Source organism: uncultured Methanobrevibacter sp., from assembly GCF_947166415.1.
GTDB lineage: Archaea > Methanobacteriota > Methanobacteria > Methanobacteriales > Methanobacteriaceae > Methanocatella.
The window spans coordinates 1-23,268 of the sequence record NZ_CAMVEE010000007.1 but is presented as its reverse complement, the minus strand read 5'-3'; the positions used below and the strand labels follow the sequence as shown (position 1 = coordinate 23,268).

The 23,268-nt window shown below is 35.3% G+C and carries 24 protein-coding genes and 1 pseudogene; 10 read left to right on the top strand and 15 right to left on the bottom strand.

Annotation, left to right across the window (positions count from 1 at the left end; translation table 11 throughout):
• Positions 1–9: 9 nt before the first annotated feature.
• From purM to psmB, 3 genes are all read right to left on the bottom strand, one after another.
• Positions 10–1,029 carry a phosphoribosylformylglycinamidine cyclo-ligase gene (gene purM / locus Q0W25_RS02315; RefSeq protein ID WP_298518437.1) on the bottom strand — a complete coding sequence of 340 codons (1,020 nt, stop codon included), beginning with the start codon at positions 1,027–1,029 and terminating at the stop codon, positions 10–12.
• 97 nt (positions 1,030–1,126) lie between these two features.
• A complete protein-coding gene (locus tag Q0W25_RS02310) occupies positions 1,127–3,040 on the bottom strand; it encodes a beta-CASP ribonuclease aCPSF1 (RefSeq protein ID WP_297827860.1) in 1,914 nt (637 codons plus the stop codon).
• A gap of 130 nt (positions 3,041–3,170) precedes the next feature.
• Positions 3,171–3,785: an archaeal proteasome endopeptidase complex subunit beta gene (gene psmB, locus Q0W25_RS02305; protein ID WP_297827862.1), complete on the bottom strand. Its 615-nt coding sequence runs from the start codon at positions 3,783–3,785 to the stop codon at positions 3,171–3,173.
• Positions 3,786–3,974: 189 nt separating this feature from the next.
• On the opposite strand from psmB, the gene Q0W25_RS02300 reads away from it, so the two are divergent.
• Positions 3,975–4,712 carry a class I SAM-dependent methyltransferase family protein gene (locus Q0W25_RS02300; RefSeq protein WP_298518432.1) on the top strand — a complete coding sequence of 246 codons (738 nt, stop codon included), beginning with the start codon at positions 3,975–3,977 and terminating at the stop codon, positions 4,710–4,712.
• On the opposite strand, the gene cofG is transcribed toward Q0W25_RS02300, so the two are convergent.
• The 5 genes from cofG to Q0W25_RS02275 all read right to left on the bottom strand — a co-directional run bounded on the left by cofG (position 4,699) and on the right by Q0W25_RS02275 (position 9,273).
• Positions 4,699–5,787, bottom strand: coding sequence for a 7,8-didemethyl-8-hydroxy-5-deazariboflavin synthase subunit CofG (gene cofG / locus Q0W25_RS02295; RefSeq protein ID WP_298518429.1), 1,089 nt, complete (start codon positions 5,785–5,787; stop codon positions 4,699–4,701). The genes Q0W25_RS02300 and cofG overlap by 14 nt on opposite strands.
• A 2-nt stretch (positions 5,788–5,789) precedes the next feature.
• Positions 5,790–6,230 (bottom strand): DUF2120 family protein, encoded by a 441-nt coding sequence (locus tag Q0W25_RS02290; protein WP_298518426.1) that lies wholly within the window; start codon positions 6,228–6,230, stop codon positions 5,790–5,792.
• A gap of 11 nt (positions 6,231–6,241) precedes the next feature.
• Positions 6,242–7,183: a GTP cyclohydrolase MptA gene (gene mptA / locus Q0W25_RS02285; RefSeq protein ID WP_298518423.1), complete on the bottom strand. Its 942-nt coding sequence runs from the start codon at positions 7,181–7,183 to the stop codon at positions 6,242–6,244.
• Between the two features lie 220 nt (positions 7,184–7,403).
• Positions 7,404–7,880 (bottom strand): Lrp/AsnC family transcriptional regulator, encoded by a 477-nt coding sequence (locus Q0W25_RS02280; protein ID WP_298518420.1) that lies wholly within the window; start codon positions 7,878–7,880, stop codon positions 7,404–7,406.
• 238 nt (positions 7,881–8,118) lie between these two features.
• Entirely contained in the window at positions 8,119–9,273 is a 1,155-nt protein-coding gene (locus Q0W25_RS02275; protein ID WP_298518417.1) for a tRNA (guanine(10)-N(2))-dimethyltransferase, read from the bottom strand.
• 108 nt (positions 9,274–9,381) lie between these two features.
• Here Q0W25_RS02275 and Q0W25_RS02270 point away from each other — a divergent pair, with 108 nt between their 5' ends.
• Positions 9,382–10,485, top strand: coding sequence for a DegT/DnrJ/EryC1/StrS aminotransferase family protein (locus Q0W25_RS02270; protein WP_297827733.1), 1,104 nt, complete (start codon positions 9,382–9,384; stop codon positions 10,483–10,485).
• A gap of 8 nt (positions 10,486–10,493) precedes the next feature.
• Here the strand turns inward: Q0W25_RS02270 and Q0W25_RS02265 are convergent, their stop codons facing one another.
• Positions 10,494–10,799, bottom strand: a complete 306-nt coding sequence (locus tag Q0W25_RS02265; protein ID WP_297827731.1) for an MTH1187 family thiamine-binding protein — start codon at positions 10,797–10,799, stop codon at positions 10,494–10,496.
• A gap of 51 nt (positions 10,800–10,850) precedes the next feature.
• Here Q0W25_RS02265 and Q0W25_RS02260 point away from each other — a divergent pair, with 51 nt between their 5' ends.
• A complete protein-coding gene (locus Q0W25_RS02260; RefSeq protein ID WP_298518412.1) occupies positions 10,851–11,726 on the top strand; it encodes a TIGR00269 family protein in 876 nt (291 codons plus the stop codon).
• Here Q0W25_RS02260 and Q0W25_RS02255 read toward each other — a convergent pair.
• The 5 genes from Q0W25_RS02255 to comB all read right to left on the bottom strand — a co-directional run bounded on the left by Q0W25_RS02255 (position 11,685) and on the right by comB (position 16,174).
• Positions 11,685–12,629, bottom strand: coding sequence for a calcium/sodium antiporter (locus Q0W25_RS02255; protein WP_298518409.1), 945 nt, complete (start codon positions 12,627–12,629; stop codon positions 11,685–11,687). The two genes, Q0W25_RS02260 and Q0W25_RS02255, sit on opposite strands and share 42 nt — an antisense overlap.
• Before the next feature lie 2 nt (positions 12,630–12,631).
• A complete protein-coding gene (locus Q0W25_RS02250; protein WP_298518406.1) occupies positions 12,632–13,951 on the bottom strand; it encodes a hemolysin family protein in 1,320 nt (439 codons plus the stop codon).
• A 22-nt stretch (positions 13,952–13,973) separates the two neighbouring features.
• Complete coding sequence (locus tag Q0W25_RS02245; RefSeq protein WP_297827723.1) at positions 13,974–14,186, bottom strand: DUF1922 domain-containing protein; 213 nt, start codon at positions 14,184–14,186, stop codon at positions 13,974–13,976.
• Positions 14,187–14,251: 65 nt separating this feature from the next.
• Positions 14,252–15,424, bottom strand: coding sequence for a TraB/GumN family protein (locus Q0W25_RS02240; protein ID WP_298518402.1), 1,173 nt, complete (start codon positions 15,422–15,424; stop codon positions 14,252–14,254).
• Positions 15,425–15,484: 60 nt separating this feature from the next.
• Positions 15,485–16,174 carry a 2-phosphosulfolactate phosphatase gene (gene comB, locus Q0W25_RS02235; RefSeq protein ID WP_297827720.1) on the bottom strand — a complete coding sequence of 230 codons (690 nt, stop codon included), beginning with the start codon at positions 16,172–16,174 and terminating at the stop codon, positions 15,485–15,487.
• Positions 16,175–16,211: 37 nt separating this feature from the next.
• Between comB and Q0W25_RS02230 the strand changes: the two genes are divergently transcribed.
• Together Q0W25_RS02230 and Q0W25_RS02225 are read left to right on the top strand one after the other, a co-directional pair.
• Complete coding sequence (locus Q0W25_RS02230) at positions 16,212–16,730, top strand: hypothetical protein (RefSeq protein WP_298518398.1); 519 nt, start codon at positions 16,212–16,214, stop codon at positions 16,728–16,730.
• A gap of 53 nt (positions 16,731–16,783) precedes the next feature.
• Positions 16,784–17,707, top strand: coding sequence for a methanogenesis marker 7 protein (locus Q0W25_RS02225; protein WP_298518395.1), 924 nt, complete (start codon positions 16,784–16,786; stop codon positions 17,705–17,707).
• Positions 17,708–17,718: 11 nt separating this feature from the next.
• Here Q0W25_RS02225 and mmp10 read toward each other — a convergent pair whose 3' ends face one another.
• Positions 17,719–18,963, bottom strand: a complete 1,245-nt coding sequence (gene mmp10, locus Q0W25_RS02220) for a methyl coenzyme M reductase-arginine methyltransferase Mmp10 (protein WP_298518392.1) — start codon at positions 18,961–18,963, stop codon at positions 17,719–17,721.
• A 485-nt stretch (positions 18,964–19,448) separates the two neighbouring features.
• On the opposite strand from mmp10, the gene mcrB reads away from it, so the two are divergent.
• The 5 genes and pseudogenes from mcrB to Q0W25_RS02195 all read left to right on the top strand — a co-directional run.
• The gene (mcrB, locus tag Q0W25_RS02215) at positions 19,449–20,780 is read left to right on the top strand and encodes a coenzyme-B sulfoethylthiotransferase subunit beta (RefSeq protein WP_298518389.1); all 1,332 of its coding nucleotides are present in this window, start codon (positions 19,449–19,451) and stop codon (positions 20,778–20,780) included.
• A gap of 37 nt (positions 20,781–20,817) precedes the next feature.
• Entirely contained in the window at positions 20,818–21,267 is a 450-nt protein-coding gene (gene mcrD, locus Q0W25_RS02210) for a methyl-coenzyme M reductase operon protein D (RefSeq protein WP_298518386.1), read from the top strand.
• Positions 21,268–21,273: 6 nt separating this feature from the next.
• Positions 21,274–21,873, top strand: a complete 600-nt coding sequence (gene mcrC / locus Q0W25_RS02205; protein WP_298518383.1) for a methyl-coenzyme M reductase I operon protein C — start codon at positions 21,274–21,276, stop codon at positions 21,871–21,873.
• Positions 21,874–21,875: 2 nt separating this feature from the next.
• Complete coding sequence (gene mcrG / locus Q0W25_RS02200) at positions 21,876–22,634, top strand: coenzyme-B sulfoethylthiotransferase subunit gamma (protein ID WP_298518380.1); 759 nt, start codon at positions 21,876–21,878, stop codon at positions 22,632–22,634.
• Between the two features lie 6 nt (positions 22,635–22,640).
• Positions 22,641–23,268, top strand: a pseudogene (locus tag Q0W25_RS02195) (methyl-coenzyme M reductase subunit alpha); the annotation flags it as partial.

Genomic DNA, 23,268 nt, shown 5'->3' with positions numbered 1-23,268 from the left:
CTTATCAAATCAGTATTCAATTTCAGATCCTTCAAAAGCTTTTACTTTAATTGTCTCATCAGCAGTTACTTCACCAATGATTTGACAGTTGCAGTACTCTTTCAAAGTATCCATTATCTTTTCAGCTTCACTTTCTTCAGCTATTACTACAAAACCGACACCCATATTGAAAACTCTATACATTTCCTTGATGTCTACGTTTTGTTCATAAATAAGCTTAAATATCTCTGGAACTTCCGGAAGGTTGTTTATATCATATCCCACACCTTTTTTCAAGCGTCTGAGATTTGTGAATCCTCCCCCAGTGATGTGGGCAAGTCCATTGATATTATATTCTTTTTCAAATAATGCTACAATAGGTTTGACGTATAATTCAGTTGGTCTGATTAGTTCCTCACCGATGGTTGTGTTTCCATCAGGCATCTTGTCATCAACAGTAAAACCAGCATCATCAAACAATGCTTTTCTTGCTAAACTATATCCGTTAGAGTGGATACCGTTACTTTCAATACCAATCAATACGTTTCCTGGCTGGATATTTTCACCGGTGATTATCTTATCGATATCTACGAATCCGATTCCGGTGCCCGCCAAGTCAAAGTCTTTGATAATTCCAGGAAGTGATGCGGTTTCACCACCGATTATAGCTATCCTAGATTCTTCAGCACCTTTTACAAGACCTTCAGCAATTTCTGCTGCTCTTTCAGGGTCTGGTTTTTCAACAGCAAGGTAATCTACTAATGCTATTGGTTCTGCACCAACACATAAGATATCGTTGACAACCATGGCAATGCAGTCAATACCCACTGTATCGTATTTGTTCATCATTTCAGCAATTAAAATTTTACTTCCAACACCGTCAGTACTCATTGCGATGGCTTTGTCTCCTAATTTAACCAAAGCAGCATAGTGACCACTGTCGGTGATGATATCCCTATAAGATAATGTTGATTTAAGTTTATCTGCTAACTTTGAAACAGTAACAGCCTCAAGGTCTATATCAACACCAGATTCTGAATAAGTAACCATTTTTACACCATATAAGCTTTATTTGTTTATTTTTTTAAAAAAATAATATTTTTCAATATTATATATATGTTTTATTAAGTATTTAATAGTTATTTACCTAATGGATTCTAACACAGTCTAAATTGATCGGAGTTTTGGTTTCGATTTTGTAACTTCTGTGTATTGAAGATGCTAAATCGACTGCTTTGTACGGATCTCCGTGGCAGGTAATGACTTTTTCAGGTCTTGGATTAAGTCTTTTCACATATTCCATCAATTGTCTTCTGTTTGAGTGCCCACTGAATCCATTGATTGTTTTTACTTCCATTTTCACACAGAATTGTCTGGTTCTGCCATCATCATCTTCAAGAGGTATTTCTTTCCATCCTTTTTGGACTCTTCTACCCATTGAACCTTCAGACTGGTATCCTACAAAGATTAAGGTGTTCCTTTCGTCTTCACATAACCATTTGAAGTATTCTACAGAGTTTCCACCGGTAAGCATACCTGAAGTGGATAAGATAATTGAAGGCTGTTTGCTTTCGACAATTTCTTTTCTTTGGTCGTAGTTTTGGACTTTTTCAAACATGTCTGAAACGAATGGATTTCTTCCCATGTGGAAAATTTGGTCTCTTAAGTCTTTGCTTAAGTATTCAGGTCTTGCAGTGTGGATTGCTGTTGCTTCCCAAATCATTCCGTCAATGAATATAGGAACTTCCTCAATTAGTCCGTGTCTCATGTATTCTTCTAAAACAACCATAAGTTCTTGTGCCCTTCCTACAGCGAATACAGGAACCAATACTTTTCCTCCACGTTTGAGTGTTCTGTAGATGGTTTTCATCATTTCTTTTTCAGCATTATTCCTTGAAGGTTGCACATCCTCTTTTCCACCGTATGTACTTTCCATAATCACTGTTTCCGCACGTGGGAATCTAATGGTTGCAGGTTCAAGTAATCTTGATGGTTCGTATTTGAAATCTCCAGTATACACTAAGTTGTGAGCTCCGTCTCCAATGTGCATATGGGATATCGCTGAACCTAGGATATGTCCTGCATTGTGCAAGGTTAATCTTATGTCCGGTGAAATGTCAGTAACTTCACCGTAATCAAGTGTAATTGTATGTTTGATAGCTTTTTTAACATCTTGTGAGGTAAATGGCAAAGGATTGCCTTCCCTGTGAGCTATGTCCAAGTGGTCGAATTGTAAAAGTGTGGTTAAATCTCTGGTTGGTGTTGTACAGTAGATTGGTCCTTCATATCCGTAGTGGTAAAGGTACGGTACAAAACCGCAGTGATCTAAGTGAGCGTGAGATATGATAACTGCGTCTAATTCTTCAATTGAGAATTCAGGTGCATTCAAATAAGGAAATGCATTTTTATTGTCGGATGCTGCAACATTAACACCACAGTCCAATAAGACACGGCTGTTAGGGGTTTGTAAAAGCATTGATGAACGCCCTACCTCTTTGAATCCGCCCATTGAAGTAACTCTTGCCCAGTCGTTAGGGTGTTTGCTTCCCTGGTGAATCTGACGTCCAAGACGTTGCAACATTTTTTTCCTTTCTTTGCTGCTATTTTTTTGGATAGTCCTTATTTTTCCAATGATGTCTGAACTGATTGGCGGAGTCCTTAGAATTTTAGGCGCCCATCCAGTGTTCTTTACAATATTTCTGGAGGTCACACCATACTTTCCGATTACAAGACCTGGTTTTTTTGCAGTAATCACTACTTCACCGGTAACTGTATCAAAGTAGATGTCAGTAATCTCTGCTCCATCAGGCACTATTTCATGAATCTTGTTGATTGTTTCTTCAGGTTCAAGTAAAGCGCTTTTGTCAGATCTAATAATAATTCTTTTCCTAAGCTCTTTTGCAAGTGACCTTACTAGATCACCGTTTTCAGTAATAATTTCTGGATTTTTAGTGTAAACTACAACTTCAGGACCTTCAAATTCGACTTTTGAAACTTGAATTTCCTTTGGTAATTTTTCTAAAATCTCTTTTTTAATATCTTCTAAAATATCTGAAGTCATATAATCCCTTCAAAAAAAGTTTGTGTATATATAATAGTTTATGAAAGCATTTAAGCTATAATAAGTAAATTTCATAAACTATCTACACATTGTATATGAAAAAATAGTTAGTTATGAAAAATTAGCTTACTTATATTTTCTTGAGAATATCATTAATTTTTTCATTATCTAACATTTCAAATCCGTTTTTGTCTACTTTAGCAACCAAATATCCATTACCTGAATATGTGTCACGTTCAGCAGCGGCTCTGATAGCTCTTATGGCTATTTCAATTCCTTCGTCAATTGTTAAATCATCTCTGAATCTGTCTTCAAGGACACCATAAGCTACTATGGAACCTGATCCAGTTGAGATGTAAGTGTCTTCAATCATTCCACCTGCTGGGTCTAATGAGTAAAGAGATGGTTTGTCTCCGTCCATTCCACCGAGTAATGTTTGAACATACATCGGTCCTGAACGTAATATGTTTGCGGTTAATGATGCGGCAGCTTTGACACTCATTTTGTCATTGTTTCTCATTTGGTAAAGAGAAACTTCCGCTTCAATAACTTTCATTAAACTTTGTGCATCTCCCACTGAACCAGCAATGGTTGTTACAATATGATCATTAATTTTAAATATTTTTTCTGCGACTTTGTGAGCTACCAAGTTTCCCATACTAGCTCTTCTTTCGCTTGCAAATACAACTCCATCTTTGCAGGTGATTCCTACTGTTGTTGTACCTTCTAATATTTTATCATCCATTTAAATACACCTCATATAGTATTTAAAATATCTTATTTCAACTACACTATAGGTTGAATATAATAAAATCATTTAAACTATATCTTATATTGTTTTTTATTTAAAATCAGAATCAATTATTAGTATAAACTAACAATATTAATATTAGCTATTTGCATATATAAACTTTTCTTATTCAAGGTGAGTAAATTGAAATGGAAACGCATTGGGGATATACTAATATTGGATAGCAAGTTTTCACATGATTCTGATGCAGAGTTGGAAAAATTATCTAAAGAGCATAATGTGAAGACCATCATGAAGATAGACCATATTCAGGGAACAAAACGTGAGCCGGTTTATAAGATCCTTTATGGAAGCGAAACAGAAACAATCAATAAAGAGAACGGATGCCTATTCAAACTTGATTTGGCCAAGGTAATGTGGTCAAAAGGAAACAATAATGAGCGTTTAAGGATAGCTAAACTTGTCGGCGATGGAGAAACTGTAATTGACATGTTTGCAGGAATAGGTTATTTTTCAATTCCCATTGCAGTCCATTCCAATGCCAAAAAGGTCATTTCCATTGAAATAAATCCAAATTCATATAATTTTTTATGCGAAAACATCAACTTGAACAAAGTGGATAATATAACTCCAATTTTAGGAGATTGCAAAGTTGAAACTCCGAAATATTCCGCTGACCGTATTGTAATGGGTTATGTAAAAACCACTCACCATTATTTGAAGGTAGCTATCGACAGCCTTAACGAAGGCGGGATTATCCATTATCATGAAACTGTGCCTGAAAAATTAATCGAGACAAGGCCCATTGAAAGGATTGTCTCTCAAGCTGGAAACCGTGATGTGGAATTGCTAAAAATAAATAAAATAAAAAAATATGCTCCTGGAGTAGAGCATGTTGTTGTCGATGCTAGGATAAATTAGAAATCTTTTCTAAAATGAAGTCGCTTAACCATTCTCTGTTGATGAATTTTTCATAAACGCATAATCTTTCGATTAATTCAAATCCTGCATCTTTGGTAAGTTTTTCAAGTTCATCAATCCCCGGCCATGGGGATGTGATATTTACAAAATCAGGACTTACGGGAGATACGCCACCCCAATCGTCAGCACCGCACAATAGGAATATCTGTGCAGTGTCATTGTTCAGGTTTGGAGGAACCTGTATGCTGATGTCAGTATCCTTGAATAGTAAACTGCCCGCGATTACAGTTCTTATCATATCTAAAAAGCTTGGTTCGGGCCAGTCCTCCATTTCAATTCCAGGTATTGGTGTGAAATTCTGGATAATCACTTCCTGGATATGCCCATATTCATCATATAAATTCCTAATTGCAAGTAAGGATTCCGCTATTTCTTCTTTTGTTTCTCCAATTCCTATCAAGATGCCTGTTGTGTATGGGATCTTGAGCTTTCCTGCGTTTGAAATTGTTTCAAGCCTTAGTTCAGGATCTTTTCCAGGGCTTTTTTTATGCGCTGACAGTTCCATCAGTCTTTTTGATGAATTTTCAAGCATCAGACCCAATGATGCATTTACTTCTTTCAATCTTTTCATATCTTCATAAGTGAAATTTCCACCGTTGGTATGGGGCAGTAGGCTGGTTTCATCTAAAGTCATTTGGCAAATATCAACAATGTAATCAATCATTTTTTCATAGCCGAAATCCTGCAATCTTAAACGAACAACCTCTTCGCAATCGGCATCTTCACCGAAAGCAAACATCGCTTCTTTACACCCATACTTTTCAGCTTCTTTTAAATCTGCCAAAATTTCTTCTTTGGTTTTTAAAATAATTGCTTCGGGGTCATTCGCATCTTTTTTAAAATTGCAATATCCACAGTCATTTCTGCAGATTTCAGTCAATGGAATAAAAATATTTTTAGAATAAGTAATGAGATTATTCTCTCTATATTTCGCGGTTTCTGACATGTATTTGATAATGTCGTTGTCAGTTGCCGTTAATATTTTGAGAATATCTTCTTTGGCTAATTTTGACATGGTTATCCTTCACGTTCTGAAACGGTAACTTCTACGTAGAGTGGAGGAATTTCATTTTTGTCTTCCCAGATAGCGATTACAACATCAAAACTTGGAAGTTCAAATACCTTGTATGCGACTACAAGCCCCATAGATTCCAATTCCTCTTTCATTCTTATGAATCCTTTACTGTCTATAGGGTTAGTGGTCAATTCAGTTTCTTGAATGTGTTTATCGCCTGATTTAAGAATCTCTTCTATTTTTTCAGAATTTTCATCCAATTCAGTTCCGCCAAGGATTTCTCCAATTTCACTTAATTTTGAGTCGAATTCTGATATTGGTATGACTGTTCTTGAGCGTCCTCTGACAATTAGAATTCTATCGTTATTGATTGCAGGTCTTGAACCTTTAAAGGAATCAAAGAATCCCATGGCTTCTCCTGCAATTTCATATGTTTTTCTCATTAAATCAAGTCCTATTCTATATTCAATTCTTCTTTTAATTCAATCAATGTTGTTTCTTTTTCAGCATATGCATTGTGTCTGTGAATACTTTCTTGATTTTCTTGACGTGCAGTGATTAAAGTATCATCTGGGAAATCAGAATATTTTTTCACAATTTGTTCCATCATGTTTCTGACACAATCTTCAACAAACACAGGGTTTCTATGTGCGTTTAGAACAGTTGCATTTTCATCTGGTCTTTTCAACAATTCACAAACAGGTGAACTCATGGATGTTTCGATAATTTCAATGAGGTCTTCAGCTTTCACGACTTTGTCTTCAGGAACTTCAATTAATAATGTTCCAACTCCTCTTTGGTTATGTGAGGCGAAAGTTACTGTATCTAAGACTTTTTGAGTTGTTTCTTCATCTAAAAATTCCAATAGTTTGTTTTTGTCGGATTCTCTTACAGATTCCTGTGCACATGGACAAACTGTCATTCCGATAAGTTCGGCACCAACGCTTTTTCTGATGGAAACGTTTCCATCATCATCTCTAAAACCAACGGCTTTTGCTAAAAGTTTAGCCATCTCTTGGGTTTTATTTTTAGTCACTGGTGATTCTCTCATAAACATAAAATCAGTAGTCATGGATATTTCAACACGTTTAGCATATTCGTGTTTTGTCATCATGCGGTCAACGATTTTCGCACATAGTGACTCAACATCCACTCCTGAACCTTCAGCAACAGTCTCTAAAACTTCACTGATTGCTTCCGGATTTCTAGACATGTGTACTCCTTTTTGATCATTTGGCAAATCGACAAATGCATCAAATGTAGGTAATAATATTATTGGTCTTTTATTTGTTCTTTCTAATTGTACTAATTTTTTTACTCCTGTTACACCTACTCTTGTAAGTTTAATAGGTATGCTTGGAGTGTCATCTTGGGTGTCGGGTAAGCATACTGCCAATTTCATAACCTCTAAAATTTAATTTAAACATTATATTTTTTATGTCTTCATATTTATATAGTTAAAGTATTATTCGTGTATTTTGGAAGTTATTTTTCCCAATCTGATGTAAAATAATTTTCACATTAAAGCGTATATAAAAAGGCAGTATGATTTAATTTTGTTTTTTTTTTAAAAAAAGAGAAAATAATTAGCAGTTGTTCAACTGCCAATGATAATTTTATAAGATGTTGGAAGATCCCATGTCTTCTTTAATAACATCAAGAACGGTTTGAGTGTAGGTTCTTTCTATAATTGGGTCTTTCAATAATTCTTTGATAAACGCATTTAATTCATTTGTGTTTCTGAATTTAGCAATTAAGAATGCATCGTATTCTCCAGTAACGTCGTAAATTCCAACAACATTTTTATTAAAGAAAGTTTTTTCTTCCCAATTTTTGAGTTTTCCACCTTTAACTCTTACGCCAATGATTGTTGTTAAAACAAATCCTAATTTTTCATGGTCTATTACTGGGGAAAACTTTTTAATTACGCCTGATTTCACCATTTTGTCAATACGGTTGTGCACAGTACCAACAGAAACATCTAAACTACGTGAAATTTGTCTGTAAGAAGTTCTTACATCCTCATTAATAATTTTAAGAATGTTGATGTCTGTGCTATCAAGTTTTACAATATTGTCTTTTGTTTTAACCATTCATATCCCTTCATAAAATTAATTTGTTTTTTTATAACAAATTGTTTTAATTCTATAAAATTAATTAATTGTTTATATTATTTAAAAGTTATTGTAGTTTGATTTATTTTTTTTAAATTATTGCATTGAATTTCAAAATAACCTTGTTATTTTATTATGATTTTTAATATTTGTTGAAAATTTTTTAAAATTTATGGGGTTGAGTTATGTGATTTTTTAAGCGTATGTCTTATTTTTTTTACAATTCTAAAAGAATTTTTTGAATATCTTCAATATGGGCGTCAGTTTTAATGCCAAGAGGGTTATAATGGGTTTTTATCGCGATAAATCCTCTATTTTCCAATTCCTCAAAAATCAAATCTAATTTTGGGGCGCTTATTTTCAAAGATTTGCAAATTGCATGAACATCAAAAAATGTCGCGGGAGCTTCAGCTTCAATAAGGCAGCTATTCAATAGCTTCAATGCTTCCTTTTCACTATTTATTTTTTTGTTTTCTGTTTCATCAATCATTTCCTGGATGAATTCTCCATCTTGGATGTCTCCTAGCCATAACGGTCCGGCATGGATTAGTTTTTCCCCACAAATCGGACAGGTATCTTCAACTGAACTGGCAAGTCCTTTACTGGTCTGTCTGTGCAGGCAATGTTTGCAGTGGCTAATGTAACCGATATTTTTCAATGTTTCATCACATTTTTTTGAACCTTTTTTAATTTTCAGGTATAATCTCATATAATGTTCAGTGCTGTGTGACATTTTCACTTCAATGCATTTGGAATATTTTGAAAGAGTGAGTGCAATGAAACCTGCCAAAATTCTGATTCCTGTTTCATGACAGTATTCGCTTTTGTATGGTTTTGCATTATATTTTCTGATGCATGGTTCTTTGTAGGTTCCGCATAGTGCAGAAGTATCTGTTGCTGTAACACATAATAGGGAATTTCTGCGTGCGCAATATCCTGCGGAGTCCAGAAATGGTGAGGGTGTTCCGAATGGATCGATATCGATTACATCAAATTCTCCACGTTTCATTCTTAAAAACATGCTCGCGTCATGCTGATAAACTTCAATGTCCTCAAGGTCATTTAATTCAATATTGTGCCTTTCATAATGATTGGCCAGTTCGCTGATGTCATTTATGGATACGTTTCCAACTCCATCAATTTCGTTTTTATATCGGATTCCTCTAATTCCGCTTCCTCCGAACAAATCACAGATGTTTATTTCCCTATCTTCTTGCTTTTGAAATACTTGGATGGCAAGAATTGACAGGTCTCTGTTCAATTCCATATGTGGATTATAAAAAACGGGAGCATCAGATGAAACCTTGTCAAATTCCGGAAATTCAATTTTTGTCAATCCTTCTTCAATTCGCCTAATCTTATTTTCTTCCATTAATTCTCACTCTTAAAAATCTTTTGTCAATTAAGTAATGTTTTAAATATTATTAGATTTAAACATTAGTATGATAATTAATCTAATTTTTAAGATTTGGTGATAATTGTGTCAGAAATTAAAGTTCCTATTGCAAAACCAATAATTGGAGACGAAGAAATAGAAAATGTAGTTGAAGTTTTAAAATCAGGGATGATTGCTCAAGGACCTAAAGTGGCAGAATTTGAGGAAAAGTTCGCAGAATGGGTTGGGGCAAAATATGGAATTGCCGTAAATTCAGGTACCGCAGCATTGCATGTTGCTTTATTATCCTGCGGCATAGGCGAAGGCGATGAAGTGATTACCACTCCGTTCACTTTCATTGCAAGTGGAAACGCTATCGTATACACCGGTGCAAAACCTGTTTTTGCAGACATTGATTTAAAAACTTATACAATTGACCCTGATTCAATTGAAGAACTTATCACTGAAAACACTAAAGCTATTTTGCCTGTTCAATTATACGGTCAATCTGCAGACATGGACAAAATTAATGAAATCGCTGAAAAACACGATTTAATTGTCATTGAAGATGCAGCTCAGGCACATGGTGCAACATACAAAGGAAATAAAGTGGGAAGCATGGGGGATATGGCTTGTTTCAGTTTTTATCCAACTAAAAACATGACCACTTCAGAAGGAGGAATCATAACAACCAATGATGAGAAACTGGCTGAAAATGCAAGGATATTCAGAGCACACGGTGCTACTGTAAGATATCATCATGATGAAATAGGATACAACTTTAGAATGACTGACATTTCCGCAGCAATAGGTCTTGCACAAATGGACAGAATCGATGAATTCAACGACAAAAGAAATGAAAATGCCGCATACTTGAATGAAGGATTAAAGGATGTTGATGGTGTTGTAACACCTTATTGTGCAGATGGATTAAAACATGTATATCACCAATATACTATTCGTGTTGAAAAGGGAAATCGTGATGATTGGGTTAATGTAATAAATGAATGTGGTGTTGGCACAGGTATTCATTATCCTATTCCTTTATACAACCAACCGATTTATAAAGAATTAGGTTTTGATGGAGATTGTCCAAATGCAGAACTTGCAGCGGACAATGTGATTTCACTTCCTGTTCATCCGTCACTTACAAAAGAAGATTTAGATTTAGTCATTGAAGCTGTAAAGACAGCTTCCGATAAAATCTAATTTTTTTATTATTTTAACATTTTATTCACTGTTTCTACTTTAGCATCTAAAGTTCTGTTTTCCAGATCTCTTCTATCATCTATTTTTATAACTGTATACACTCTACCTATTCCAAGTTCGAAGATAGCTTCTTGAGCGGCAGCTATTGCGGAATATAATTCTTCAAGATTATCTGCTTCTATTTGAGTTCCCATTCCGGTTAACTGGTAACTGAGTCCGGAATCTTTTATTGACTGGACTGCTGCAGTTACATAATCTTTACATTCTGTAGTTTCTGTTCCAACTGGTAATATTGCAAAATCACAAGTTATCATTTTTTCACCTGGTAAAATTATTTATTTGTCTTTTTATAAATCAATTTAGTAATGGTCAAATTGGATAAAGATGAATTTAATAAAATGATTTTTAAAAGAATCAATAGCCTGATTGAAGATTATGGCTTAATCAAGGAAAATGAATTGATAGCTGTTGCGCTTTCAGGTGGAAAGGACAGTGTCTTAACATTGCATGCTCTAAAAAATTATCAGCAATTTTTGGATTTTGATTTGGTTGCCATTAGTGTTGATGAAGGAATAGATGGATATAGGCAGCATGGAATCGATTCTGCAGTTAAAAATGCTGAGGAATTGGATGTCGAGTTAGTTCAAAAATCATTTAAATGCGAAGAGGGTTTTGCTTTAGATGACATCTATGAAGATTTTAAGAGTGCATGCATCCCTTGCGGTGTTTTTAGAAGGAATATTTTAAATAAGACTGCATATGAATTAGGTGCCAACAAGATAGCTACAGGACATAATCTTGATGATGAAATCCAATCTTTTCTAATGAGCTTTGCCCGTGGAGACACAATCAAATTTTCCAAATTCGGTCCGGAACTTGAGGTCATACATCCTAAATTAATTCCAAGAATCAAGCCTTTGTGGAACACTCCTGAAAAGGAAGTTGGGATGTGGGCAGTACTGAACAACATAGATATCCATTTGGATGAATGTCCTTATTCTCATTTGTCTTTAAGAGCTAAAATTAAGGAGTTTTTAAATGTAAATGAGGACAAGTACCCTGGAATAAAAAATAATGTGATGGAATCATTTAAGAAAATACTTACTTTTGAAAATGATATTTCAACAAGCCTTAATGAATGTGAAGTCTGTGGTGAGCCGACTTCATCAAATATCTGTAAGGCCTGCGAATTAAAAGAACTAATTTCTGAGAATTGCAAATATCATATAGATGACGAATAGTGCAACCAATATTGCTCCTTCTTTTTTATCAAATTTATCTTGTGTTTTACCAAATATGAAGCATATTGTTGTAACCAGGACCATGAATATAACATCTATGAGCATGCTTGAGTCTAAAGGTATTGCGCTTATCGCACTACTTGCACCCAATACAAATAAAATGTTGAAGATGTTTGATCCGATGACGTTACCTATAATTAACTCGTTTTCACCTTTCTTTAAAGCAGTAAGTGAAGTCACAAGTTCAGGTAAAGAAGTACCTATTGCCACAATGGTCAAACCTACTAATGTTTCACTCATTCCAAGAGCTATTGCTATAGCTGAAGCGCTATCGACAACTAAATCTCCACCGAGAATGATTCCGATAAGTCCTATTAAAATAAAAATTATGCTTTTTGGAAGGGAATATTTCGGTTTTTCCACTTCATTTGCATTGCCGGATTTGCGTGTAGTGTAAATGAGATAAATTATGTAAGCTACCATAATAATCAGTAGGATTATTCCTTCAATGCTGGAAATGTCCCATCCAATTATGATGAATCCCGCAAACAATACTGTGATGGTGACTAAAAATGGTAAATCCTTATTTAAAGTTGTTTTGTCCATTAACAATTCATTAAGTAATGCGGACAAACCTATTACCATTAAAAGGTTAAACATGTTACTTCCAATAACGTTACTTACAGCCATCGCATTGCTTCCTGTCATGGAGGATGTAATTGAAACGGCCGCTTCGGGAGCACTTGTACCTAGCGCTACGATAGTTAATCCAACAATTATTGTAGGTATCTTTAAAAGTGAAGCAATGCTGCTTGCTCCATCAACAAAAAAGTCCGAACCTTTTATTAAAAATACGAATCCTACAATTAGTAATAAGGCTTGAATAATGATGCTTGCGTCCATTTTTATTCCTCATCTGTTTCTTCTTGAGGTCCCAAATCGGTTACTAGGACCTTATCAATTTGATGGCTATCCATATCTAAGATTTCAAAGATAAATCTGCTGCATTCAAATATGTCTTCCTCATCAGGGATTGTACCACTAATACTGAGGATAAATCCTGCTAAAGTAGTATAGTTGTCTTCCTCTTCATCAGGTAAAGGATCCTTGAAATCAAATAATTTCTTGAATTTGTCAATAGGATATCTTCCATCAATTAACCAGGTTCCATCTGCCCTTTGAATTGCTTCAGGTTCATCTTCCTCATCAATGCCAGGAATGTCTCCAACAATTCCTTCAAGCAAATCGTTTAAGGTAATCAATCCTTCAACGCTACCGAATTCATCCACAACAAGAGACATGTGAACGTATCCTTGATTTTCCTTGAATTCTTTTAGCAATTCCAAGGTTTCAAGATGTTCAGATACAACCAGTGGTTCTTTAACGATTTTATAAACATCAAATTCTTCTTCACTAAACATGACTGAAAGGATATCTTTCGCTTGGACAACTCCAATAAAATCATCCAGTTCCCCTTTTGCAATAGGGAAAATTGACCTTTTACTTTCGATGATCTTAACTTTGTTTATGTCACGGTCATCCTCCAAATCAATCCATATGATTTCATTTCTAGGAGTCATTATGCTTTCAACTTTTTGGTCATCAAGTTTGAAAACTCTTTTGATGATGTCTTCTTCTTCTTTTTCAATGGTGCCGTCTTCTCTTCCTTCTTTAATCATCAATTCGATTTCTTCTTCGGTAACAGCATCATCATTTCTGTTTTCAATTCTAAGCAACCATAAAAGAAAACTGCTGGATTTCGCAAGTATGAAACTTACAGGTTTTGAAATATTAGAAAGGACAACCATGCTTTTAGCCACTCTCAAAGCAATTCTTTCAGGGTCATTTAAAGCAATAACCTTAGGAACAATTTCTCCAACAACCAAAGTCAGGTAGGTTGTGACGATTACAACTATTGCTACACTGATAGGTTCGTTATAAGGTACAAAAGAAATTAATTTGCTTAGCGGTTCGGCTAATGTTACTCCACCAAACGCCCCTGTCAAAACACCAATAAGTGAAATTCCAATTTGCACGGTTGATAAAAATTCGTTAGGATCTTCCAATAAATCAAAAACAATTTGAGCGTTTTGATTTCCTTCCTCTAAGTATTTTTGTATTTTTGCTTTTCTAACAGATACAACAGCCAGTTCGGCCATCGATAAATATCCAGTAAGGATAATTAAAACTATAATTATAATTATTTCGAGTGTCGTTCCAATCATTTCTAACAAACCATTAAAAATATTATAAGTCACTGGCCTTCATAAAGCCAGTGTTACCATATATCTTATCCTGCATTTCCTGAACGGCTTCTGATGCTTCCTCTCTTGTAGCCACCTTCTTAAATATTCTTCTAGATTTGACTTTCAATGTTTTTCCGCAAACGCATTTGCGTGTAGCCACTCCTTCTTTTGCATACAGTGCACGTCCACAGTCGCAACGAAATATAAAATACATGATAGTTTATTCCATAAAATCAATTGTAATTATACTATATTAAACTATATTATATAAAATTTTCACTATCCACCAAGTATTTTCATGAATAATGGTATGAAAACTTTTGATGGTAGAATCACTAATGTAGCTATACTAACCCCAAGATTAGTTCCGATAACTACCAATAAAATTCTAAATATGTTATTGTTCCACAAGTCCCTAAAGCTTTCGATATGGGCCAAATTATGTATGTCCCTTTTTCTTACTTTTCTGAATTTCGCTTCAGTCAAACCTGAAAACCAACCTGCTGCAAGTAAAGGGTGAATTATGGTTAGGGGAGCCACTACTCCTCCAACGATTGCTGATTGGATTTTGGATCCGGAAAGAATGGAACCGATAAATCCCATAATCATGCTTATGGCGATGAACTCATATATGTTTCCGGTTATATTTATCCCATTAATATATGCCAGAAAAAATATCACCACAAATAATATAGGAATCATAGCCAAAAATATTTTAACCCATGGGATACCATTTTTATCATCAATTACTTCTAATTCAGATAATGGGGGCAATGTTTCGGGATTGTCCAAATATCTTTCGATTCCAGGCTTATGTCCTGCTCCAACAACAGCAATGACATGGTCATATGGGATTTGGAGAATTTTACCGGCAAGATAAGCATCTCTTTCATGGACAAGAACTTCATAAACGCTTGGTGATTCATCTTTAAACATTTCCATCAAATCATCGATGTTTTCAGGATCTTTCAAGTCTTCAATGTCCAATTCATCTTCAAGCTCATCCTTGTCAAAGATAGAAGTTAGCAATCCAAATAAAAATTTCATTTTTTCCATAAAACCCATCTTGTTCAGGGCTCTTTGCAGGGTGGTATTGATTTCCCTATCTATGAGAGCTATCGGGATGTTCAAATCTTCGCATGCTTCAATGGCGCCGACCATTTCAGAACCGGGTTTTACATCAACATCAGCACCGATTTTTGATTGGAAGTATCCGAGAATGGTTGTAACAAAAAATAATCCTACTTTGTTTTCTTTGATTATTTGTGTAACGGATATGCTGTCATCCTCTTCAATACCCATCATTTCTTTTTTCAATCTTGTGTATCTGCCACGGTCTAGCTCGATAGCTACAACTTCTGGGTGCTGTTCGTAAATTGCATCTTTCACTTCATTTACGCTATCTGCAGATACGTGTGCGGTACCGATTATTGTTAAACATTCTCTTTTCATTTAAAAAAACACTTCTTATTAATTTATTATCTAATTATTATGAAATGAAAATATATAAAGTTAATCTTTAATCAATTTCAGTTCATTGCCTTCATAGACTGCGACATTGTTTGTGATATTTTTTGAAAAACAAAATTCAATGTCCTTTGCATATCCTAATGAGGTAAGGTGCTTTCCAGTTCTGCAATTGCAGAAAGCTTCCTTTAGGGATTCATAGTCTCTGCTTGCCATTATGGCCGCTTTTGCAAGATCATTGGTCTCGCAGTCTTTTAAATTTTGGCAAATCCAGTACAATATTTCTCCTGAAGCTAAAAAATCTTCAAGAGCAAATTTCCCTCTGACACCTGCCATGACAACGTCGATGTGGTCTTTAGCAATTTGGGAACTTGCTTCACCGACTGCCTTTGCATTAAGCAGACATCCTACAAGTACGGTCGATTTCATATTTTCGAGTATTCTTGTTCCGTTACTTGTTGTTAAGATGAGCACATCTTTGGAAGTTTCATAATTTCCTATCTGCAGAGGGGAGTTTCCAACATCAAACCCTTCAATTGTCTGACCCATTCTCTCACCTGCAACAACTCCATTGTATTTTTCCTTCAATTCTAATGCTTCTTCAGGACTAAAACATGGAATTACTTTTTTAAAATTGTCCAAAGCCATTGTTATTGTTGAACTGGCCCTAAGCGCATCAACCATTATGGATACATCAGAACTTGTTGTTTCCTCAAGACTCAATGTCACTTTCATGAAGTAATTTATATCAAATAATTATATAATAATATTTATGAAAATTGTCACAACACCGATGTGTGAAGAGATAGTGAAGTTGGCAGGGATTTCCGAATATGCCGTAAATAAAAATCCTGATGAAGAGGAAGGCGATTTGGCTGTTGTATTGTCTGAAAGTAAAGTTGAGATGAAAAGTTTGGCCATTAAAATAAATACTCCTTCACAAGTCTTTGAAAGCATAAAAAAAGTATCCGAAATTGCCGAAAATGAGTTGTCTGATAAGGATGTAACTGCATTTTTTGATGATTTTGAAATGTGCAGAAAATACTTGAATTCGAATTTTAAAAGAGATATCAATGTCAAGGTTTATTCTAATTTTCTAAAAGACATAGTTTTAGACATGGGATTCAATATTGTCAGTCAAAACTTTGATCATGTGATTTATCCGGATTATTTAAAGGATCAGGTAAGTGAAACTGAAAATCTGGTTGAGATACCATCGCACAATAGCATTTCAAAAAATCCATTTGAAAAAATCGAGATGAGATATTCGCTTTTAGAAAGTTTAATATAATAATATAATTAAAAATTAATTCATATAAATTGCATTTTTAAGAGTTGTTAATAATGTATGAAACATTAATATTTACTGGTGGTATTCACAAAAGTGAAGAAGTTAGAGAATTGATTGAAGATTTGGGTGGTTTCATTCTTCAAGACAGTATTCAACAAATGGAATTGGTTTTGAATATGGCAATTCCAATGGAAGATGTTGATAAAATCGAAGCTAAATCCAATGAACTATTGGCAAAACTATCTGTCGCTCCAATGGCAGGTTCAGAAATAGCTATTGTATCCCCAACACTTGCAAGACACCACTTGCCTCACGCAGCATGTGACATTTCTGAATATTTGCGTGAGTATGGTGCAAAGGATAATATGATTGGGCTTGCTAGAGGTGACGGTAAAGGAACTGCAGGAATCACCGAAGAAGAAAAAAGCCTGATTGAAGAGCATGATATTGCCATTTTCGCATTAGGCAGCTTTGAAAATTGTATCAAAGAAAAAGCGTTCCTATATGATGACATTGAAATTCCAGTAATTGTTACAGGAGCTCCTGAAATTGATGTAGAAGAGCTTCCTGGCGCTGATGCATACGTTGGAGGACTCGGCAGAATTCCAAGAAGGCTAAGAAGGGGTCCTGACATTCGTGCATTGGATAATCTGGTCGAAACTATTGAAAAGATTTTAAGTGATAAAAAACGTGAAATGGCTCTTGACCCACCGCTTGTGCCACCTATCGTTGTTAAAAATGCAATTGAAAATCAAGTTCCTGAAATTAAGGACGTAATTTCTCCAACCCCAGTAACTTCCCAATTGGACGGTGTTCGCGTAAAATTAAATTATGATAAATATGCCGATGTAATAGCTGATGTGGTTATTGATGATAAAAAACTGTCTGAATTGGCTGAAATTAAAAAATCATTTATGTATGATTACATTTTAGTAAAAATAAATAGTGAGAGTTCTCTTATTGAGGATTCAAACTAACTTCTTTTTTTTTAAATTAGTCTCATTCCAAAGAAATTGATTGCATCGACCAAATCATTGAATTGTTCAAGTTCTCTTTCTATAACATTTTCATCAATCATGTCGATACTTAATTCCCCATCAACACTTAATGTATCAGGTCCGCGACCAACGATTCTTTCTAACCCGTCGGAGCTTAAGATTCTTTCGGCATCAAGCTGGTGAACGAATGACCTTCCAGGTAGGATTACAGACTGTTTTATTTCGCTTAAGTCAAGCTTTTCCAAATCTTCTTTTGTAATCAGACATGCGATTTCCTTTTCGACCGCAACGACATTTACGCTATCTACTTCCAATTTGTCAAATATCTTTGAAATAAACGGTTCTGCTATTTTGGAAGTGATTATGGTTGCTTCACCAGTCACAGGTTTGATAAATTGTAAGAACACTTCATTTTCATCACGAGCTATTGCAAATGGTCCTCCAGTTTCAGGGTCGCACAATGGTGTGCCGCTGACTCTAAATTTGTACTCGCTGTTTATTTGTTTTACAAGTTCTGCAAAATCTTCTACAGGCTGTGATTCAATTCCTTTTATAATAGGTTCGTTTCCTAAAATCAGACCTTCATTAAAGGTGTTTGCAAATCTCATTAAAAGCATTCCTTTTGCACCCCATTCCTCAAGGGAATTGCAGGTTTCACGCAAAACATCTCCGTCATTCACTCCTGGAATGATTACTGCAGCTCCGGTTAATTTGATATTTTCACAAAATATTTTACAGGCTTTCAATGCTTCTTCAGGATTTGGATCCTTTACCCATTCCTTTCTAAGTTTAGGGTCTGATGAAAAAATAGTAAATGAAACTTCATTTACACCATTATTGATTAATCTTGTAGCTGTTTCTGAATCGTTGATACCCTTCCCACAGGTGTATCCAAGCACTGATGAGATTGAAAACTGGTTTAAATTAGCTGTTAGGTTTTCAAGATACGGGTAACAGCTGATGTCTCCCCCTCCACTGATGTATGCACTTATTTCACCTTGGGGTCTTCCCATCATTAATGCGGTTTGAATTTCGTTTATTACTTCAAAAGGAGATTTAAATGCACCTTGAGTTTCTGAAACCCCTTTGCTACATCTTTCACAACCTATTTTGTTAGGTAAGCAGTGGGCACAACCAAAACTTTTTACCTCTTTTACCTTTCTGAAGTAACAGTACTTACAAAAACCGTTACAATCTTTGCCGGGTATTCCTCCAACATCAGCTACAATTTGCATATTTTATTATTTTTATTTTTATTTTATTTATAAATTGTCAGTATTTTTTCTGACGAAATTTTGTATTACATTTAGTATTATTTATTACTTGCAGGCTTAAAAGTAATAATTTTTTATTTTCCTTTATTTTATTATTAAAAGGTAAATTGTAAATATTTTCTTTAAAATATTCTTGAAATGTAATATATTTAAAATCAAATTAATTATGTTGGTATTTATCTTTGTTAACCAATTTTAATCAATAATAAAAAGTATTACTTTTGAGGGTATTTTTCTTAAATAAAAAATGTTTTATTATACTTTATAAACTTTTCTAAAATATCTCATAGGTAATCTTTATATTATATCTTGAATAAAATAAAATTTGTATACCATATGGCTGGCTATTGCAAAACACTTGCTTTGTAGCTTTACTCAATTTGGTAAGAAAAATTTACCATTGAAGTGGTATATTAGTTAAACTCTATTTATTTAGGAGGGAAAAAATGGCAAAGTTTGATGATAAAATCGATTTATTCGATGATAGAGGCAACGAAATTGCATCTGGCGTACCAATCGAAGCTATCAGTCCATTAAGAAACCCTGCAATTCAAAGCATCGTAAAAGGTGTTAAAAGAACTGTTGCAGTAAACTTAGAAGGACTTGAAAAATCCGTTAAAACCGGCGCTGTTGGTGGAGACAAATCTAGAATCTTAGGAAGAGAATTAGATATCGCTATTGTAGATAACGCAGAAGCAATCGCAGACAAAATGAAAGGTATTATCCAAGTTTCCGAAGACGATGATACTGTTGTAACACCTATTTCCGGAGGAAAAAGGTTATTAGTACAAGTACCAACCAAAAGAATCGATGTTGGTGCTGAATACTCCGCAGCTCCATTATCAACTGCTGCTGCTTTAGTACAATCTGTAATTGACATCTGTGATGTTGATATTTACGATGCAAACTTCGTAAAAGCTGCAGTATTAGGTAGATACCCACAATCTGTAGACTACAAAGGATCTAACATTGCAACCATGTTAGACATTCCACAAAAACTCGAAGGTGCAGGTTACGGTTTAAGAAACGTTAAAGCAAACGACTTCGCTGCTGCTACTTTGAAAAACACTTTCCAAGCTACCGCATTAGCTGCTATCTTTGAACAAACTGCTATGTTCGAAATGGCTGACGCTTTAGGTTCATTTGAAAGATTACACTTATTAGGTTTAGCTTACCAAGGTTTAAACGCTGACAACATGGTATATGACTTAGTAAAAGAAAACGGTGCAGAAGGTACTGTTGGTAGTGTAGTACAAGGAACTATTGCTCGTGCAGAAGCTGACGGCGTAATTGCACCTGGAAAAGCATTAACTGACTTCAACATCTACAACACTGATGACGCAGCTAAATGGAACGCATACGCTGCTGCTGGTGCTGTAGCTGCAACTATGGTTAACGTAGGTGCTGCTCGTGCTGCTCAAGGTATTCCATCTACTTTATTATACTTCAACGACAACCTCGAATTCGCTACTGGTTTACCTGGTCTCGACTTCGGTAGAGCTGAAGGTGTAGCTGTAGGATTCTCCTTCTTCAGTCACTCCATTTACGGTGGTGGAGGTCCTGGTCTCTTCAACGGTAACCACGTTGTAACCAGACACAGTAAAGGATTCTGTATCCCTTGTGTAGCTGCTGCTATGTCCTTAGATGCAGGAACACAACTCTTTTCACCAGAAGCAACTTCTGGTTTAATTAAAGAAGTATACAGTCAAATTGACGAATTCAGAGAACCTATTGTCGCAGTTGCTGAAGCAGCTGAGGAAATTAAAGGTGACATCTAATTAATTTGAACAAATCTAATTTTCGAAGGTCAAAAACATGGATATTGAAATATTCCCGCACAGAGTTCTTGGAAGCGACACAACTGAAAAATTGTTGAATGACTTAGAAGCTCTTGATGATGTTAAAAGGACTGTTATTCACGGTCCAAGATTCCCAAAAGGTGAAGCTACTCTGCCTCCAAAATATCAGGAACGTAGAGTCATCAATGTTAATGGGGAAGATGTAGTTTTACAGGTTAAAACTGCTAGGATATTCCTTGAAATAACTATGGAATCTACAATTGACGATGTTGAAGAAATCTGTAAAGAACACATTCCATATGGTTTTGATATTAATCAAGACAGGTCAAATTATATCAGAAAACAAAAAACAGTTACTGATAGAATCAAGTATGGGGCTTCAGATTTACCAGATGAGTTAGTTGGAATGACAGATCAATATTCAAATTTCGAAGACCATGTGAATATTATTAAAAAGGATGACTAGATTAATATGATAGGACGTTGTACTCACGTAGTTGATTGTAGGGAAACAAGCGGTATGGGTAAAGGTGGAAGTCTTGCTCAAAGAGGGACCTTTGCTGAATGCGGTACAGATGTATGCGCAGTAGCTATGTCTCCGGGACGTAGACACATTACCAAGCCAGTTTGCGAAATCACTTTCGGTTTACGTGAAGCGAATGTTTTAACAAGCACTATGGTTTTAAATGCCGGTGCCGGTGTTCCTAGTGATGCTCCTGCAGCAGGAGGGACTTTATTCGGCCTCACTGACAAAGAAGTGGAACAATTGTATAATTTCAAATTACTTGTTATTCACTTGGGAGGAGTCGCCAATCACTTAATTTACAAAGCAAGATTAATTCTAAGGAACGTAAACAAACACTGCATTATCATATGTGAATCACCAGTAGACTGTGAAGATTTTGCCAAAATTGGCGTGAAAACTTCTAAAGTAATGCCTGCTGATGAAGACATTAAAACCATGGGAACTATTGATGATGTTGTTACAGGGGTTATCCGTGGTGAAACAATTTCACAAGAAAAATTAGATGAAATAATTAGAAAAGTTAAATTAGCATTAGGAGATGCATAATTATGGTACAAATTTATCCAGGTACTTCTCAGGTTGCTCAAAACAGAAGAAACTTCACTAACCCTGAATACGAGTTAGAAAAGTTAAGAGAAATTTCTGATGAAGACGTAGTAAAAATATTAGGTCATAAAGCTCCAGGTGAAGAATACAAATCCGTTCACCCACCATTAGATGAAATGGACGAGCCAGATGACAGTGTAAGAGAATTAGTAGCACCTATTGACGGTGCAAAAGCAGGAGACAGAATTAGATACATCCAATTCGTAGACTCCATGTACTTCGCTCCAGCTCAACCTTTCTTAAGAGCTAGATCTTACTTATGCAGATTTAGAGGAATCGATACTGGTACATTATCCGGAAGACAAGTAGTTGAAGCAAGAGAAAGAGATATTGAAAGAATTTCAAAATACCTCTTAGAAACCGAATACTTCGATACCGCAAGAACCGGTATTAGAGGTGGAAGTGTACACGGTCACTCCTTAAGATTAGATGAAAACGGTTTAATGTTCGACATGCTCAGAAGACAAGTATTCAACAAAGAAACCGGTAAAGTCGAAATGGTAAAAGACCAAATTGGTAAAGAATTAGACGAACCTGTAATTTTAGGTGAACCATTAGACGAAGAAACTTTAAGAGCAAAAACCACTATTTACAGAATAGATGGTGAAGCATACAAAGACGATGTAGACGCTGTAAAAGTATGTCAAAGAATACACGTTTCCAGATCCTTTGGTGCATTTAATCCAACTGCAGGATGGTAGATTAACATGGCTGATAAAAAATTCTTAGATGCAATGAAAAAGAAATTCACCGAAGACCCAACCGAAAAAACAACCCAATTCTATAACATGGGTGGTTGGACTCAATCTGAAAGAAAAACTGCATTCGTTAACGAAGGTAAAGAAATCGCTGAGAAAAGAGGAATCCCAATGTACAACCCAGACATTGGTTCTCCTTTAGGTCAAAGAGCTTTAATGTCTTACCAATTATCTACTACTGACACTTTTGTAGAAGGTGACGATTTACACTACATTAACAACGCAGCTATCCAACAAGCTTGGGATGATATTAGAAGAACTGTAATCGTAGGGTTAAACACTGCTCACAACGTTCTTGAAAAAAGGTTAGGTATTGAAGTAACCCCTGAAACTATTACTAACTACCTCGAAACTGTAAACCACGCTATGCCTGGTGCAGCAGTTGTACAAGAACACATGGTAGAAACAGACCCTCTAATCGTACAAGATTCTTACGTAAAAGTCTTCACTGGTGATGACGAATTAGCTGACGAAATTGACTCTGCATTCGTATTAGACATCAACAAAGAGTTCCCTGAAGATCAAGCTGAAGCTTTAAAAGCTGAAGTTGGCGGAGCTATTTGGCAAGCTGTAAGAA